Genomic DNA, 16544 nt, shown 5'->3' with positions numbered 1-16544 from the left:
AAGGGGCAGCAGAGCAATGCAGCAACTCAATCCTTCCGAAATAAGTGAAATTATCAAGGGCCGCATCGACAAGCTCGATGTGACCTCCCAAGCCCGTAACGAAGGCACTGTCGTCAGCGTATCTGACGGTATCGTGCGGATTCACGGTCTGGCCGACGTCATGTACGGCGAGATGATCGAGTTTCCGGGCGGCGTCTTCGGTATGGCCCTCAACCTGGAGCAAGACTCCGTAGGTGCCGTTGTACTGGGCGCTTACCAGTCTCTGGCTGAAGGCATGAGCGCCAAGTGCACCGGCCGCATCCTCGAAGTTCCGGTTGGTAAGGAACTGCTGGGTCGCGTAGTCGACGCACTGGGTAATCCTGTTGACGGTAAAGGTCCACTGGGCAACACCGAGACCGACGCGGTCGAGAAAGTTGCTCCAGGCGTGATCTGGCGTAAGTCGGTAGACCAGCCCGTACAGACTGGCTACAAGGCTGTCGATGCCATGATCCCTGTCGGCCGTGGCCAGCGTGAGCTGATCATCGGTGACCGTCAGATCGGTAAAACCGCTCTGGCGATCGACGCGATCATCAACCAGAAAGACAGCGGCATTTTCTGCGTCTACGTAGCCATCGGTCAGAAACAATCGACCATCGCCAACGTGGTTCGCAAGCTGGAAGAAAACGGCGCCCTGGCCAACACGATCATCGTGGCTGCCAGTGCTTCGGAATCTCCTGCGCTGCAATTCCTGGCACCGTACTCCGGTTGCACCATGGGCGAATACTTCCGCGACCGCGGTGAAGACGCGCTGATCGTTTATGACGATCTGTCCAAGCAAGCAGTGGCTTACCGCCAGATTTCCCTGCTGCTGCGCCGTCCACCAGGCCGTGAAGCTTACCCAGGCGACGTGTTCTATCTCCACTCCCGTCTGCTGGAGCGCGCATCCCGCGTTTCGGAAGAGTACGTAGAGAAGTTCACCAACGGCGCAGTAACCGGCAAAACCGGTTCCCTGACCGCACTGCCGATCATCGAAACCCAGGCTGGCGACGTTTCCGCGTTCGTTCCGACCAACGTGATTTCCATCACCGACGGTCAGATCTTCCTGGAATCGGCCATGTTCAACTCGGGCATCCGTCCTGCAGTGAACGCCGGTGTTTCGGTATCCCGTGTGGGTGGTGCCGCTCAGACCAAGATCATCAAGAAGCTGTCCGGTGGTATCCGTACCGCTCTGGCTCAGTACCGTGAACTGGCGGCATTCGCCCAGTTCGCTTCTGACCTGGACGAAGCGACCCGTAAGCAACTTGAGCATGGTCAGCGCGTTACCGAGCTGATGAAGCAGAAGCAATACGCCCCAATGTCGATCGCTGACATGGCGTTGTCGCTGTATGCCGCTGAGCGTGGGTTCCTGACTGACGTCGAAATCGCCAAGGTCGGCAGCTTTGAACAAGCGCTGATTGCTTACTTCAACCGCGATCACGCCGAATTGATGGCGAAGATCAACGTGAAGGGTGACTTCAATGACGATATCGACGCTGGCATGAAAGCCGGTATCGAGAAGTTCAAGGCCACCCAAACCTGGTAAGCCGCAGCGGGAGCCGCAAGGCTCCCGCTTGCTAACCTGATAGGTGTTACATGGCAGGCGCAAAAGAGATTCGCAGTAAGATTGCGAGCATCAAAAGCACGCAAAAAATTACCAGCGCCATGGAAAAAGTGGCGGTCAGCAAAATGCGCAAGGCACAAATGCGCATGGCTGCTAGCCGTCCTTATGCGGAGCGCATCCGCCAGGTTATTGGACATCTGGCCAACGCCAACCCGGAATACCGCCACCCGTTCATGATCGACCGCGAAATCAAGCGTGTTGGTTATGTCGTAGTGAGCAGTGACCGTGGTCTGTGCGGTGGCTTGAATACCAACCTGTTCAAGGCCCTGGTCAAGGACATGGCGGTAAACCGCGAGAAAGGCGTCGAGATTGATCTGTGTGTAGTGGGTAGCAAGGGTGCGGCCTTTTTCCGCAACTTCGGCGGCAACGTCGTAGCAGCTATCAGCCACCTGGGTGAAGAGCCGTCGATCAACGACTTGATCGGTAGCGTCAAGGTGATGCTGGATGCCTACCTGGACGGCCGTATTGACCGCCTGTCCGTGGTATCCAACAAGTTCATCAACACCATGACGCAACAGCCTACCGTGGAACAATTGATTCCACTGGTGGCAACCCCGGATCAGGACCTCAAGCACCACTGGGACTATCTCTACGAACCGGACGCCAAAGAGCTGCTTGACGGCTTGATGGTCCGCTACGTTGAGTCGCAGGTCTACCAGGCGGTGGTCGAGAACAACGCGGCTGAACAAGCTGCGCGGATGATCGCGATGAAGAACGCTACCGACAACGCCGGTGATTTGATCAGCGATTTGCAGCTGGTCTACAACAAGGCGCGTCAGGCTGCGATCACCCAAGAGATCTCGGAAATCGTCGGCGGCGCTGCCGCGGTTTAACGGTTCAAATATTCAGAGGATCCAGCTATGAGTAGCGGACGTATCGTTCAAATCATCGGCGCCGTTATCGACGTGGAATTTCCACGCGACAGCGTACCGAGCATCTACAACGCGCTGAAAGTAGTGAGCGCGGCCGAAACCACCCTGGAAGTTCAGCAGCAGCTGGGCGACGGCGTGGTTCGCACCATTGCGATGGGTTCCACCGAGGGCTTGAAGCGCGGTCTGGAAGTTACCGATTCTGGCGCAGCCATCTCCGTACCGGTCGGTAAAGCGACCCTGGGCCGGATCATGGACGTACTGGGCAACCCGATCGACGAAGCTGGCCCAATCGCCACCGACGAGCGTTGGGGCATCCACCGTGCAGCGCCTTCGTTCGCTGAACAGGCAGGCGGCAACGACCTGCTGGAAACCGGCATCAAGGTTATCGACCTGGTTTGCCCGTTCGCCAAGGGTGGTAAAGTTGGTCTGTTCGGTGGTGCCGGTGTAGGCAAAACCGTAAACATGATGGAACTGATCCGTAACATCGCCATCGAGCACAGCGGTTATTCCGTGTTCGCCGGTGTGGGTGAGCGTACTCGTGAGGGTAACGACTTCTACCACGAGATGAAGGATTCCAACGTTCTGGACAAAGTGGCACTGGTTTACGGTCAGATGAACGAGCCGCCGGGAAACCGTCTGCGCGTAGCACTGACTGGCCTGACCATGGCCGAGAAGTTCCGTGACGAAGGTAACGACGTTCTGCTGTTCGTCGACAACATCTATCGTTACACCCTGGCCGGTACTGAAGTATCCGCACTGCTGGGCCGTATGCCTTCGGCAGTAGGTTACCAGCCGACCCTGGCTGAAGAGATGGGCGTTCTGCAAGAACGTATCACTTCGACCAAGGAAGGTTCGATCACCTCGATCCAAGCGGTATACGTACCTGCGGACGACTTGACCGACCCGTCGCCAGCGACCACCTTCGCCCACTTGGACGCCACCGTCGTTCTGTCCCGTGACATCGCTTCCCTGGGTATCTACCCAGCGGTAGACCCACTGGACTCGACTTCGCGCCAGCTGGACCCGAACGTAATCGGCCAGGACCACTACGACACCGCTCGCGGCGTTCAGTACGTTCTGCAGCGTTACAAAGAACTGAAGGACATCATTGCGATCCTGGGTATGGACGAGCTGTCGGAAGCCGACAAGCAGTTGGTAAACCGTGCTCGTAAGATCCAGCGTTTCTTGTCGCAGCCGTTCTTCGTGGCTGAAGTCTTCACCGGTGCATCGGGTAAATACGTTTCCCTGAAAGACACCATTGCTGGCTTCAAAGGCATCCTCAACGGTGACTACGACCACCTGCCAGAACAAGCGTTCTACATGGTTGGCGGCATCGAAGAAGCGATCGAGAAAGCCAAGAAACTGTAATCCCGGCGCCCGGAAACGGGCGCTAATTTAGGTTGAGGCAATCAGATGGCTATGACAGTCCATTGCGATATCGTCAGCGCGGAAGGGGAAATCTTTTCCGGTCTGGTCGAGATGGTGATTGCGCACGGTGCACTGGGTGATCTTGGTATCGCCCTGGGTCACGCGCCGCTGATCACTAATCTCAAGCCAGGTCCGATCCGCCTGGTCAAGCAGGGCGGGGAAGAGGAGGTGTATTACATCTCCGGTGGTTTCCTCGAGGTTCAGCCGAACATGGTCAAGGTTCTTGCCGACACCGTGCAACGTGCTGCCGACCTGGATGAAGCCTCCGCTCAGGAAGCCGTCAAGGCTGCCGAGAAGGCCTTGCATGAACGTGGCGCGGAATTCGATTACGGCTCCGCTGCCGCACGTCTGGCCGAGGCCGCAGCTCAGCTGCGCACCGTCCAGCAGATCCGCAAGAAGTTCGGCCACTAAGTCGGCACTTGTTGTGTGATTGATTAAAAAGGGTAGCCTCGGCTACCCTTTTTTCTTTTCCGATATTCATCACGTTGGTCGCAGCCGCTGACCACCCAGGATTGGTAGCCAGTCATGTCTCTTGAAATCGTTATCCTCGCTGCTGGCCAGGGCACCCGCATGCGTTCGGCCCTGCCGAAAGTCTTGCACCCGATTGCCGGCAATTCGATGCTTGGCCATGTTATCCACAGCGCCCGACAACTTGATCCACAGCGCATACACGTGGTGATTGGCCATGGTGCCGATGCAGTACGCGAGCGCCTGGCCGCTGACGATCTGAACTTCGTCCTCCAGGACAAACAATTGGGCACCGGTCATGCCGTGGCCCAGGCCGTTCCGTTCATCAAGGCCGACACCGTGCTGGTGCTTTACGGTGATGTGCCGTTGATTGAAATCGAAACCCTGCAGCGCTTGCTCAAGCTGGTGGTGCCCGGGCAGATGGGCCTGCTCACCGTTGAGCTGGATGACGCAACCGGTTACGGCCGAATCGTTCGCGACGCTGATGGCAAGGTCTCTGCCATCGTCGAGCACAAGGATGCCAACGAGGCTCAGCGCGCCATCAACGAAGGCAACACCGGCATCCTTGCCGTGCCTGCCGATCGCCTGGCCGACTGGACGGGTCGCCTGTCGAACAACAACGCGCAGGGCGAGTATTACCTGACCGACGTGATCGAAATGGCGGTCAACGATGGGCTGGTGGTGGCCACCGAACAACCCCATGACGCCATGGAAGTGCAGGGCGCCAACGACCGCAAGCAACTTTCCGACCTCGAACGCCATTATCAGCTGCGCGCCGGCCGTCGCTTGATGGCCCAAGGCGTAACCCTGCGTGACCCGGCCCGTTTCGATGTTCGCGGTGAAGTCAGCGTAGGTCGCGACGTACTGATCGATATCAACGTGATTCTTGAAGGCAAGGTCATCATTGAAGATGACGTAGTGATCGGCCCGAACTGCGTGATCAAGGACAGCACCTTGCGCAAAGGTGTGGTGATCAAGGCCAACAGCCATATTGAAGGTGCGACTCTCGGCGAAGGCAGCGATGCCGGTCCGTTCGCGCGTTTGCGTCCAGGCACTGTGCTGGAAGCGCGGGCGCATGTAGGTAACTTTGTCGAACTGAAAAATGCTCACTTGGGCGAAGGCGCCAAGGCCGGCCATCTGACCTATCTGGGCGATGCCGAAGTGGGTGCGCGGACCAACATCGGCGCCGGTACTATCACGTGCAATTACGATGGCGCCAACAAGTGGAAAACCGTGCTGGGCGAAGACGTGTTCATCGGTTCCAACAACTCGTTGGTGGCACCTGTGGATATCTTGGACGGTGCTACCACGGCAGCCGGGTCGACTATCACCTCGACTGTGGATAAAGCGCAGTTGGCGGTCGCCCGGACTCGCCAGAAGAATATCGATGGTTGGAAGCGCCCGGAAAAGCTCAAGAAGAGCTAAGTTATCCACACCTGTGTGATTGGCAGCAGTTACTCACAGGCTGTCAATTATATTAATCGGCAAGCCTCGCTTCTTCAGGAGGCTTGCCGTTAATGTTTTTATCCACAGGCCTTCTCATCACTCCCCGCTTGACGAAATTTCCCTGATAGGGTTTGATTGCTTTCGTTATCTTTCGAATCGAAACTTATCAAATTATGTCGAAGCGCAACACACCTCAACGACGCCACAACATTCTTGCCTTGCTCAATGAGCAGGGCGAAGTCAGTGTGGATGAGTTGGCCAAGCGTTTCGAAACCTCTGAGGTTACGATCCGCAAGGATTTGGCAGCGCTTGAAAGCAACGGTCTGCTCCTGCGTCGCTATGGCGGTGCGATCACCCTGCCTCAGGAACTGGTGGCCGACCTAAGCCAACCCATCTCCAAATATAAGCAGGCGATTGCTCGCGCTGCCGTCGCGCGGATTCGCGAACATGCACGCATCATCATAGACAGTGGCAGCACGACTGCCTCGATGATTCCGGAATTGGGCCTGCAACCGGGCCTGGTGGTCATGACCAACTCCCTGCACGTCGCCAATGCCTTGAGCGAACTGGAGCATGAGCCGGTACTGTTGATGACCGGCGGCACCTGGGATCCGCATTCGGAATCCTTTCAGGGGCAGGTTGCCGAACAGGTACTGCGCTCCTACGACTTCGATCAATTGTTCATCGGTGCCGATGGCATTGATCTGGTCCGCGGTACAACCACCTTCAACGAATTGCTGGGACTTAGCCGGGTCATGGCCGAAGTCGCCCGTGAAGTGGTCGTGATGGTGGAGGCCGACAAGATCGGTCGCAAGATTCCCAACCTGGAGCTGCCCTGGAGCAGCGTCCATACCCTCATTACCGATGATCGCCTGCCGCTTGAAGCGCGGGATCAGATACTAGCCCGCGGTATCACTTTGATTTGCGCGGCTGTCAGTCAGGAGAAATAACATGTGTGGAATTGTTGGCGCAGTCGCAGAACGTAACATCACTGCCATCCTGGTCGAAGGTCTCAAGCGTCTGGAATACCGTGGGTATGACAGCGCCGGCGTGGCGGTGTACACCAACGACCAGAAGCTCGAGCGCATGCGTCGCCCGGGCAAGGTCAGCGAACTCGAGCAGGCCTTGGCTGAAGAAGCGCTGATCGGTCGACTGGGCATCGCCCACACGCGCTGGGCCACTCACGGTGCACCGTGCGAGCGCAACGCGCATCCGCACTTCTCTGGCGATCTGGCCGTGGTACACAACGGCATCATCGAAAACCATGAAGCCCTGCGTGAACAACTCAAGGCCTTGGGATACGTGTTCACCTCGGACACCGACACTGAAGTCATCGCTCACCTGCTGAACCACAAACTCAAGGATCTTCCTGACCTGACCGCAGCCCTCAAGGCGACGGTGAAGGAGCTGCACGGTGCTTACGGTCTGGCCGTGATCAGCGCGCAGCAACCGGATCGCCTGGTAGCCGCCCGCAGTGGCAGCCCGCTGGTGATCGGCCTGGGACTGGGTGAGAACTTCCTGGCGTCCGACCAATTGGCGCTGCGCCAGGTGACTGACCGTTTCATGTACCTGGAAGAGGGCGATATCGCCGAAATTCGCCGCGACAGCGTGAAGATCTGGGATATCAACGGCAAGGCTGTCGAGCGTGAGTCCGTGCAATATCGCGACGGCGCCGAAGCTGCTGAAAAGGGCGAGTTCCGCCATTTCATGCTCAAGGAAATCCACGAACAACCGTCCGTGGTGCAGCGCACCCTGGAAGGTCGTTTGAGCCCGAACGGTGTGCTGGTACAGGCTTTCGGCCCGCAGGCCGCGGAGCTGTTCGCCAAGGTGCGCAACGTGCAGATTGTCGCGTGCGGCACCAGCTACCATGCCGGCATGGTCGCCCGTTACTGGCTGGAAGAACTGGCCGGCATCCCGTGCCAGGTCGAAGTCGCCAGCGAATTCCGCTACCGCAAAGTCGTGGTGCAACCCGACACGCTGTTCGTGACCATCTCCCAGTCCGGCGAAACCGCCGACACCCTGGCGGCGCTGCGCAATGCCAAGGAACTGGGCTTCCTCGCCAGCCTGGCCATCTGCAACGTCGGCATCAGCTCCCTGGTGCGTGAATCCGACCTGACCCTGCTGACCCAGGCCGGTCGCGAAATCGGCGTGGCTTCCACCAAAGCCTTCACCACGCAATTGGTCGGTCTGCTGTTGCTGACCCTGTCCCTGGGCCAGGTTCGCGGCACATTGGCCAAGGGCGTTGAAGCCACGCTGGTCGAAGAACTGCGTCGCTTGCCGACCCGTCTGGGTGAGGCGCTGGCGATGGACAGCACCGTGGAAAAAATCGCCGAGCTGTTCGCCGAGAAGAACCACACCCTGTTCCTGGGCCGCGGCGCGCAATTTCCGGTAGCCATGGAAGGGGCGCTCAAGCTCAAGGAAATTTCCTACATCCACGCCGAAGCCTACCCGGCGGGCGAGCTCAAACACGGCCCGCTGGCGCTTGTGGATAACGACATGCCCGTGGTGACCGTAGCGCCGAACAACGAACTGCTGGAGAAGCTGAAGTCCAACCTCCAGGAAGTTCGCGCCCGTGGTGGCGAGCTTATTGTCTTCGCTGACGAGAAGGCCGGCATGACCAACGGTGAAGGCACGCACGTTGTGCAAATGCCGCACATCCACGACATCCTGTCGCCGATCCTCTACACCATCCCGCTGCAGTTGCTGTCGTACTACGTGGCCGTGCTGAAGGGCACCGACGTTGACCAGCCACGTAACCTGGCAAAATCGGTGACTGTGGAATAAGTTATCCACAGCTGATCCAACCTTGAAAATCGCAGCCATTTGGTTGCGATTTTTTTTATCTGAATCGAGGACACGCCCATGGACCGCTTCCAGGAAATGCAGGTCTTTGCCGCCGTCGCCCAGGACCAGGGCTTTTCGGCGGCGGCCCGGCGTTTAGGCATGTCCGCCGCCAGCGTTACCCGCGCGGTGGCGGCGCTGGAGAAGCGCATTGGCACGCAGCTGTTCACGCGCACTACGCGCACTGTGTATTTGACCGAGGCGGGTCAGCGTTATCTGGAGGACTGTCGGAGAATTCTCGCCGAGGTGCAGGAAGCCGAGGATTCGGCAGCGGGCAGTCACGCCCAGCCCCGTGGGCAACTGACGATCACGGCGCCGGTCTTGTTCGGTGAATTGTTTGTCACGCCGCTGATGGTGAGTTTTCTCACGCAATTTCCCGACGTGACCATCAATGCCCTGCTGGTAGACCGGGTGGTGAGCGTGGTGGAGGAGGGCGTCGATGTGGCCATTCGCATCGGTGAGTTGCCCGACAGCAACCAGCACGCGATTCGGGTGGGCGAAGTGCGGCGGGTGATCTGTGCATCTCCTCAGTTTCTGGCCGCCTATGGTCGGCCACAACATCCGCAAGAGCTGGCCCAGGCGCCGATTATTGCGACGTCCGCGATTGGCCAGTTAAAACACTGGCCATTTCTCGAGCGTGGCGAGCCCTTGAGTGTCCGGGCGGAACCGCGTTTGACAGTGACGGCGAATCAGGCGGCCATTACCGCCGCCGCGCTCGGGCTGGGTTTCACCCGGGTGCTGTCCTATCAGTCGGCGAGCAAAGTGGCGGCGGGGGAGCTGGAGATTGTTTTGGCGGATTTCGAAATGCCGCCATTGCCCATCCATGTGCTTTATCAAGGCGGACGAAAGGCTGCGGCGCGAGTGCGCAGTTTTGTCGACTTTACGGTGAAGGCACTCCGAGAACATCCGGCGCTGCAGGACTGAGTTTTTTATTTCATCCAGAGAAATAATGGATTGCATTAGCTGGTTATTCTGATGTTTTGGTGACTGGTAGAAGATGACCGCCATCGGTGCTGATCTCTCCTGACGGCGCCACTGACCAGCGGAGTCGACCATGCAAGCCATCAAACTCTACAACTTCCCACGTTCCGGCCACGCTCATCGTGTGGAACTGATGCTGTCGCTGCTGCAATTGCCAACTGAGTTGATCTTCGTCGACCTGGCCAAAGGCGAGCACAAGAAGCCGGAGTACCTGGCCCTCAATGCATTTGGCCAGGTGCCGGTGCTGGACGATCAAGGTGTGGTACTGGCGGACTCCAATGCCATCCTGGTTTACCTGGCGCAAAAATACGGCAACGGTCGCTGGCTGCCATCCGATCCGGTCGGTGCCGCCAAAGTGCAGCGGTGGTTGTCGGTTGCTGCCGGGCCCATCGCTTTTGGACCAGCTCGGGCCCGACTGATCACGGTGTTTGGTGCGCCCTACAATCCTGACGAAGTGATCCCTTACGCCCACAGCGTGCTCAAGGTGATCGATCATGAATTGGCCAACACGCCTTACCTGATTGGCAGCGAACCGACCATTGCCGACGTGGCCGCCTACAGCTACATCGCCCATGCACCGGAAGGCAATGTGTCGCTGGACGACTACGACAACATCCGCGCCTGGCTGGCACGGGTCGAGGCCTTGCCCGGTTTTGTCGGCATGCCGCGTACTGTCGCCGGTCTGCAAAAAACTGCCTGATATTTCTCGCCCGACGTTGTCGGGCCCTTCACGCTGTGCCGATGGCGCAGGGGAGACGCCGCAATGGACCATTCACCTTGGCATGTTGGCGAAAAAGAATTGCAGGCGCGCATCGGCGTCAGCGAGCGAATGGACGTACTCGGTCGCAGGGTGATTCGCGACCACATGCCGGATCAACACCGTAGCTTCTATCAGCAGCTTCCATTCATGGTGTACGGGGCGGTTGATGCTGAGGGTCTTCCCTGGGCCAGCGTGCTTGAAGGTGAACCGGGTTTCGCCCATTCACCTGAACCGGGATTGTTGCAGTTCAGCAGCTTGCCGGCTGTCGATGATCCTGCGCAGTTGGGCGCGGGTGCGGCTATCGGTCTGCTGGGCATCGAGTTGCATACCCGCCGGCGCAATCGCATCAATGGGCATATTGGTGCGATGACCGCGAGCGGATTTTCGGTGACGGTGGATCAATCCTATGGCAACTGCCCACAGTACATCCAATTGAGGCAGTTTCGTTCGGTGCCCTTGGAGGATCCAGCGACACGTCCTGCACAGCACTTCAATGAACTGGATGAGGCGGCCAAGGCCATGATCGCCGAGGCGGATACCTTCTTCGTCGCCAGCTACGTGGATGTCGATGGCGTGCGTTCGGTGGACGTTTCCCACCGTGGCGGCCAGTCAGGATTTGTCCAGGTGGAAGGCAATCGCCTGACCGTCCCGGACTTCGCCGGCAACCTGTTTTTCAATACCTTGGGCAATCTGCTGATCAATCCAAAGGCCGGTTTGCTGTTCATCGATTTTAATTCCGGTGAGCTGCTACACCTTAGCGGGCGCACAGAAATCATTCTCGAAGGCCCACAGGTTGAAGCGTTTCAGGGGGCCGAACGTTTGTGGATGTTCCACGTGGAACAGGTTGTGCGTCGTCCCGCGGCTCTTGCTTTGCGCTGGCGCTTTGACGGTGTTTCACCCACCAGTTTGCTCACGGGAACCTGGGCCCAGGCCGCGGCACGCCTGCAAGCCAAGGCGCTTGGCGATCAATGGCGACCACTACGGGTGGTGCGGATCGAAACGGAAAGCCAGGGTATCCGCTCAATCTATTTGGAACCAGGCGACGGCGTCGGGTTACCGTTGTTCCACGCCGGACAGCACTTACCGCTGCGGTTCCACATCGATGGCGATGTGCACATCCGCACGTATAGCCTGTCGAGTGCGCCCTCGGATGATTTTTTCCGTATCAGTGTGAAGCGTGACGGCCGGGTGTCTACGCACCTGCATGAACAGGTTCGCGTCGGCGACCTGCTGGAAGCCCGGGCACCCCAAGGGCATTTCACCGTCGCGCCACATGAGCGTCGACCGCTGGTGTTATTGGCTGCTGGCGTGGGAATTACACCGCTGCTGTCGATGCTGCGTGAGGTGGTCTATCAAGGCTTGCGCACCCGCCGTATACGGCCGACCTGGTTCTTCCAGAGTTCGCGCACCTTGGCTGATCAACCGTTTCGTCCTGAGGTGGACCGCTTGCTCGAGACTGCCGGGGATGCGGTCAGGGTTGTGCGCTTGCTCAGTCAACCGGAGCCGGAGGCTCGGGAGGGCGAAGATTTCGATTTGACCGGGCGGATCGATGTTCCACGGCTCTCGGAATTACTCGAGGTCGATGATTACGATCAGCTGGATTTTGTCCTCTGTGGGCCGGGCAGTTTTACCCAGGCGATGTACGATGCCCTGCGCGAACTGGATATTCGCGACGCGCGGATTTTCGCCGAAACTTTCGGTCCCTCGACGTTAGTCCGCCGTCTCGACCCTGACGCGGTGGTCATCGAGCAACCGCCGGCGGCCACCACTTCGGTGCCAGTGGTGTTCCAGCGTTCAGCCAAGGAGGCTCGCTGGCAACCGGACGGCGGCAGTCTGCTGGAGCTGGCGGAAAGCCGCGGATTACAGCCGGAATTCAGTTGCCGTGGCGGTTCTTGCGGGACCTGCAAGACTAGGCTGATCAGTGGCCAGGTCAATTATCCGCAACCGCCAGCAGAGGTGCCGGATGAAGGCCAGGTGCTGATCTGTTGTGCTGTGCCGGCCCAAGGCTCGCAGCCTCTGGTACTGGACCTTTGAGTCTTGGTCGCGCAAGCCATTGCCCGACGGTGGATGGCTGAGTAGGGTAGGAGCATATCGAAAAGGGCCGAGGAGGCCCTTTGTGCATTTCAGGGACAAGCGTTCACTCATGGTTTTCCTTACTCGCGTGGTCATCTCGCTGATGACGCTGGCGCTGCTCAGTGGTTGCGAGCAGCAGGACGCGCCGCCACTCGATCAACAACTCTATGTCTGGCAAAGACAATGGACCCCCGCGCACGACGCCGCGTTGCGCGACAGTCGCGCTGATTTTTCCACCTTGCGGGTGCTGGCACTACAGGCATTCCCTCAGGCGGGCTGGAGTCGGGCGCGGATCGATCCGGTGCTGCTCAGGCGTGATGGCCGGTCGTTGATTGCGGTGATTCGCCTTGATGGCCAGCTCCAATCGCTGAATCAAGACGAGGTCACGCTGCAAATCCAGCAATTGATCACGGATTGGCAGGGGCAGGGCCTGAGTCTCGCCGGCGTGGAAATCGACCACGACGCGGGCAACGCCCGGCTGCCTGCCTATCGTGAATTTCTTGTGCATCTGCGATCGGTGTTGCCGTCGTCCATTGCCTTGAGCATCACTGCATTGCCAGCGTGGCTCGACAGTCAGGCGTTGCCGGCCTTGTTATCCAGCATCGATAGCAGCGTTTTGCAGGTACATGCCGTGAGCGATCCGCGACGCGGCTTGTTCGATCCCGACCTCGCTCGACAATGGGCAATGGCCTGGAGCCGAATCACGTCGAAACCGTTTTTCCTGGCGCTGCCGGCTTATGGGGTCGCGTTGCTGCCAAGCGTCGGTGGTGCGCCCGTCGTGGAAAGCGAAGTAGCGATTGAAAGCCGTGGCGAGCGTCGGGAGTTGTTGGCTGATCCACTGCAATTGAGCAAGCTAGCCGCCCGGCTGCGTGCGGATCCGCCGGCGCATCTGGCGGGTCTGATCTGGTTCCGCCTGCCTTTGGCCAACGACCGCCGAGCCTGGAGCCTCTCGACCTTGCGCGCGGTGTCGCGGGGTGAGGTCCTGCGCAGTCATCTGGCGCTGAATCTCTCCGCTCATGAAGGTCTCTCTGACATCGCCATAACCAATGAGGGCAACCTTGACAGCGCCTGGCCCAAGCGCGTGACCCTGGCAGTACAGGGTTGCGAGGGGGCCGATGCGCTGGCCGGTTATACGTTGCAACAAGACCCGAATCTGCTTACCTTCACCCGCCTGCGCGACGGTCGGATTGCGGCCGGCGGACAGCGCGGCATTGGTTGGGCACGCTGCGCAAAAATTGATCAAGGAGCTTCGAATGTTCACCCGTAACTGGCCCCGTCACATGCTTTGTCTGAGCCTCTGCCTGCCATTGCCGGCCATGGCGTGCGGGCCGGACTTTCCCATGCGGCTGCTGGACAATCGGGGTCAATCCCTGGCGGAGTTGCCGGAAGGCAACTTCAGGTTCGAGGTGAGTCGTCTCGGTCATGCGATCGCCGGCCTCAAACCTGTCACGGCAGCCACCCTTGTTCCTGGCCAGACCTATGGTGAAACCACCGATCATGCCGAACTGCGGGATCAGGCCGAGCAGGCTGGTTTGACGAATGAACAGCAGGCGCTGGTGAAGCAATTGCGTGAGCTGGCCGACGCCCGTCAGGTTGAGGTACGGGGGGCGAGCCTGCCAGCCGAGCTCAGGTTCTATCTGGCGGGTGCGGTAGCCTTCAACGCCGGTGACCAAACGCTGGCCGCCGAATATTTCCGAAAGGTGCTGGCGCTACCCGCAGATCAACGGGCACTGCGCAGTACCTGGGCCGCTTACTCGCTGGGTCGGGCGCTGTTCGCCATGAGTTCACAGGCCGATGCGGCTCCCGACCTGCTGACTCGATCCCGCGAAGCCTTTGAGCAAACGCGTCAGCTGAGCATCGATGGTTTCAGCGACCCGCTGGAACTGGGCGTTGCCAGTCTCGGTGAAGAAGCTCGGGTAGCCCGGACGGCGGGTGACTGGAACAGCGCCATCGAACTCTATGCCACGCAAAACCTTCAGGGTTCGGCCGTGGGTTACACCTCGCTGAAGCTGTTGATGGCAGACCTGGCTGCGATGCCCGAGGATCAATTGGTCGAGCTGCTCAAGGGTAAGCCGGTGCAACAACTGGTGACCGCATCCTTGATCAGTCGGCTGGGCTGGTCATTCGATGAGCAACCGCCGAATGAGCAGAAACTGATCAAGCTGTTGCAGAACAGCACGCGCGGTAGCCTCGACAATGCGGACCGGCTGGCCGCGATGAACTATCAACAAGGCGATTTCACCAGCGCCAAGACCTTTCTCGAGCACGCTGGCGAGGGCGGCCTGGCGTGGTGGCTGCGGGCCAAGCTGGCCGTGCGTGAGGGCGATAAAGCTGCCGCGGCGGCTGCGTATGCCAAGGCCGCCAAGGCCTTCCCGCAGAATGAATCGTGGGGCGACAGGAGAACGCCGGACTTCGATTTCGAAAACCTTGAACCCAAATGCCGGGTCGAGGGCGAAAGCGCGATCCTGGCCCTGCAACGCGGGGATTACCTGCAGGCGTTCGACCAGTTGTACCGCAGCCAAGGCATCTATTGGCTGGACGCCGCCACTGTTGCCGAACGCGTGCTGACGCTGGACGAACTCAAGCATTACGTCGACACCCAGGTACCGGCGCCACCGCCACTGAGCCAAGAGGACCGGGACAACTACGTGCCCCTGCCGGTAGCGGCGAGCCTGCGCAATCTGCTTGGGCGGCGTTTACTGCGCGAGGGGCACTACGAACAGGCGCCGGCGTATTTCGATAATGATGGCCTGCGCCATAAAGCCAGGTTGTATGGCCAGCAACGCCTGGCTGCCGATTCGGCATGGTGGCCGACGCGACGGGCTGCAGCACTGTTCAACGCAGCCTGGACCGCACGCGAGTGGGGGATGGACATCCTGGGTTATGAAATGGCGCCGGACTACGCCACGTTCGGTGGCAACTTCAGCCTGGAGAGCAATGAACTCAAGGTCGGGCTGTTGGTGGCCGAGGACGAACTGAAGCGTCAGCAAGCCAGCGCTGCCCAACCCGATGAGCGCTACCACTATCGCTTCGTGGCCACTGCATTGGCCAGCCGTGCTGCCGACAATTTGCCGCACACCAGCCAGGCGTTTGCCGCGGTGCTGTGTGAAGCGGCCGGTTGGAACAGCAGCCTCGAAGAGCAAAGTGCGCTGTACCAGCGATATGTCAAAGAGGGACCATTCGTGGAGTGGGCGGCTGACTTTGGCCATCAGTGTCCGTATCCCGACTTTGAGAACGCCGACAAGCGCTATGTCACGCAGGTCACCGACGCCGCTCGTTCAGCCCTGCGGCCTTACAAGATCGTAGTGCAGATAGGCGGCGTGGTGATGGTGGTAGCGGCGGCGTTGCTGCTGCTCAGTCGCCGCCGTCGCAAGGTGCGATAAGGCTCAAGCCTGTTGAACAAAGGTCAGCCGCACGGCGAAACCGATCAACAGGCTACCGAACAACCATTGTTGCAGGCGCTGGGCACCGGGGCTGCGTTGCAGCCAACGACCCAGTGCGGCGCCGGTCAAGGCGTAGGCGCTATCGAACAACAAACCGACACCGACCAACACCAGGCCCAGGATCGCAAATTGTGCGAGCACCGGTCCGCTGACTGGATCGATGAACTGCGGCAATAACACCGAGCAGAACAGCAGCGCCTTGGGGTTGAGAAGGTTGGTCAGCAGGCCGCGGCGAATCGCTGTACCCCAACGTGTTGTTTCGTCCGTCGTACCTGAACCGTTCAAGTTCGGCAACATCGTCGTTCGCAGACACTGGATACCGATCCACAGGAGATAGGCAGCACCGACCAGGCGCACCACGTCAAAGGTCCAAGGCGCCGCCCTGAACAATGCGGCCAACCCCAACGCCGCCAGCACGACATGACAACCGCGGGCGATACCCAGGCCGACCGCCGTGGCCAACGCCGCGCCTTTGCCCTGACGGGCGCCTGTTTGCAGCAGCAGGATCATGTCCGGGCCCGGTAACAGATAAACCACTGCCAGCGCCATGAAAAACAGCCACAGTCCTGCCATGTTGCACCCCTGTTCGTTGT

At 59.4% G+C, this 16544-nt stretch carries 13 protein-coding genes; 12 read left to right on the top strand and 1 reads right to left on the bottom strand.

Annotated features, from left to right (window positions below; translation table 11 throughout):
- Nucleotides 1-16 precede the first annotated feature (16 nt).
- From atpA to NQL71_RS02555, 12 genes are all read left to right on the top strand, one after another.
- A complete protein-coding gene (gene atpA, locus NQL71_RS02610) occupies nt 17-1561 on the top strand; it encodes a F0F1 ATP synthase subunit alpha (protein WP_046818609.1) in 1545 nt (514 codons plus the stop codon).
- 50 nt (nt 1562-1611) lie between these two features.
- Nucleotides 1612-2472, top strand: a complete 861-nt coding sequence (gene atpG / locus NQL71_RS02605; protein WP_008064595.1) for a F0F1 ATP synthase subunit gamma — start codon at nt 1612-1614, stop codon at nt 2470-2472.
- Between the two features lie 27 nt (nt 2473-2499).
- Nucleotides 2500-3879: a F0F1 ATP synthase subunit beta gene (gene atpD, locus NQL71_RS02600; protein WP_020797984.1), complete on the top strand. Its 1380-nt coding sequence runs from the start codon at nt 2500-2502 to the stop codon at nt 3877-3879.
- A gap of 45 nt (nt 3880-3924) precedes the next feature.
- The gene (locus NQL71_RS02595; protein ID WP_007969909.1) at nt 3925-4350 is read left to right on the top strand and encodes a F0F1 ATP synthase subunit epsilon; all 426 of its coding nucleotides are present in this window, start codon (nt 3925-3927) and stop codon (nt 4348-4350) included.
- 114 nt (nt 4351-4464) lie between these two features.
- Nucleotides 4465-5832 carry a bifunctional UDP-N-acetylglucosamine diphosphorylase/glucosamine-1-phosphate N-acetyltransferase GlmU gene (gene glmU / locus NQL71_RS02590; protein WP_274642223.1) on the top strand — a complete coding sequence of 456 codons (1368 nt, stop codon included), beginning with the start codon at nt 4465-4467 and terminating at the stop codon, nt 5830-5832.
- Nucleotides 5833-6023: 191 nt separating this feature from the next.
- Nucleotides 6024-6803 carry a DeoR family transcriptional regulator gene (locus NQL71_RS02585; RefSeq protein WP_179092161.1) on the top strand — a complete coding sequence of 260 codons (780 nt, stop codon included), beginning with the start codon at nt 6024-6026 and terminating at the stop codon, nt 6801-6803.
- A 1-nt stretch (nt 6804) separates the two neighbouring features.
- Nucleotides 6805-8637 carry a glutamine--fructose-6-phosphate transaminase (isomerizing) gene (glmS, locus tag NQL71_RS02580; RefSeq protein ID WP_077185058.1) on the top strand — a complete coding sequence of 611 codons (1833 nt, stop codon included), beginning with the start codon at nt 6805-6807 and terminating at the stop codon, nt 8635-8637.
- A gap of 78 nt (nt 8638-8715) precedes the next feature.
- A complete protein-coding gene (locus tag NQL71_RS02575; RefSeq protein WP_274642222.1) occupies nt 8716-9618 on the top strand; it encodes a LysR family transcriptional regulator in 903 nt (300 codons plus the stop codon).
- A 130-nt stretch (nt 9619-9748) separates the two neighbouring features.
- Nucleotides 9749-10375: a glutathione S-transferase family protein gene (locus tag NQL71_RS02570; protein WP_046818605.1), complete on the top strand. Its 627-nt coding sequence runs from the start codon at nt 9749-9751 to the stop codon at nt 10373-10375.
- 63 nt (nt 10376-10438) lie between these two features.
- A complete protein-coding gene (locus NQL71_RS02565; protein WP_274642221.1) occupies nt 10439-12469 on the top strand; it encodes a 2Fe-2S iron-sulfur cluster-binding protein in 2031 nt (676 codons plus the stop codon).
- 109 nt (nt 12470-12578) lie between these two features.
- A complete protein-coding gene (locus NQL71_RS02560) occupies nt 12579-13775 on the top strand; it encodes a DUF3142 domain-containing protein (protein ID WP_274642220.1) in 1197 nt (398 codons plus the stop codon).
- Entirely contained in the window at nt 13762-15891 is a 2130-nt protein-coding gene (locus tag NQL71_RS02555) for a hypothetical protein (RefSeq protein ID WP_274642219.1), read from the top strand. Before NQL71_RS02560 ends, NQL71_RS02555 begins: the two co-directional genes overlap by 14 nt.
- A gap of 3 nt (nt 15892-15894) precedes the next feature.
- Here the strand turns inward: NQL71_RS02555 and NQL71_RS02550 are convergent, their stop codons facing one another.
- Nucleotides 15895-16524 carry a LysE family translocator gene (locus NQL71_RS02550; RefSeq protein WP_046818601.1) on the bottom strand — a complete coding sequence of 210 codons (630 nt, stop codon included), beginning with the start codon at nt 16522-16524 and terminating at the stop codon, nt 15895-15897.
- Nucleotides 16525-16544 lie beyond the last annotated feature (20 nt).

Origin of the sequence: Pseudomonas serbica (assembly GCF_028823535.1) — a bacterium.
Lineage (GTDB): Bacteria > Pseudomonadota > Gammaproteobacteria > Pseudomonadales > Pseudomonadaceae > Aquipseudomonas > Aquipseudomonas serbica.
The sequence above is the reverse complement of the archived record's forward strand: the minus strand, read 5'-3'. Positions and strand labels throughout refer to the sequence as shown.

Coding starts and splice junctions, on each gene's coding strand:
- atpA (WP_046818609.1), top strand. CDS start 17: ATGCAGCAACTCAATCCTTCCGAAATAAGTGAAATTATCAAGGGCCGC.
- atpG (WP_008064595.1), top strand. CDS start 1,612: ATGGCAGGCGCAAAAGAGATTCGCAGTAAGATTGCGAGCATCAAAAGC.
- atpD (WP_020797984.1), top strand. CDS start 2,500: ATGAGTAGCGGACGTATCGTTCAAATCATCGGCGCCGTTATCGACGTG.
- NQL71_RS02595 (WP_007969909.1), top strand. CDS start 3,925: ATGGCTATGACAGTCCATTGCGATATCGTCAGCGCGGAAGGGGAAATC.
- glmU (WP_274642223.1), top strand. CDS start 4,465: ATGTCTCTTGAAATCGTTATCCTCGCTGCTGGCCAGGGCACCCGCATG.
- glmS (WP_077185058.1), top strand. CDS start 6,805: ATGTGTGGAATTGTTGGCGCAGTCGCAGAACGTAACATCACTGCCATC.
- NQL71_RS02575 (WP_274642222.1), top strand. CDS start 8,716: ATGGACCGCTTCCAGGAAATGCAGGTCTTTGCCGCCGTCGCCCAGGAC.
- NQL71_RS02570 (WP_046818605.1), top strand. CDS start 9,749: ATGCAAGCCATCAAACTCTACAACTTCCCACGTTCCGGCCACGCTCAT.
- NQL71_RS02565 (WP_274642221.1), top strand. CDS start 10,439: ATGGACCATTCACCTTGGCATGTTGGCGAAAAAGAATTGCAGGCGCGC.
- NQL71_RS02560 (WP_274642220.1), top strand. CDS start 12,579: ATGGTTTTCCTTACTCGCGTGGTCATCTCGCTGATGACGCTGGCGCTG.
- NQL71_RS02555 (WP_274642219.1), top strand. CDS start 13,762: ATGTTCACCCGTAACTGGCCCCGTCACATGCTTTGTCTGAGCCTCTGC.
- NQL71_RS02550 (WP_046818601.1), bottom strand. CDS start 16,524: ATGGCAGGACTGTGGCTGTTTTTCATGGCGCTGGCAGTGGTTTATCTG.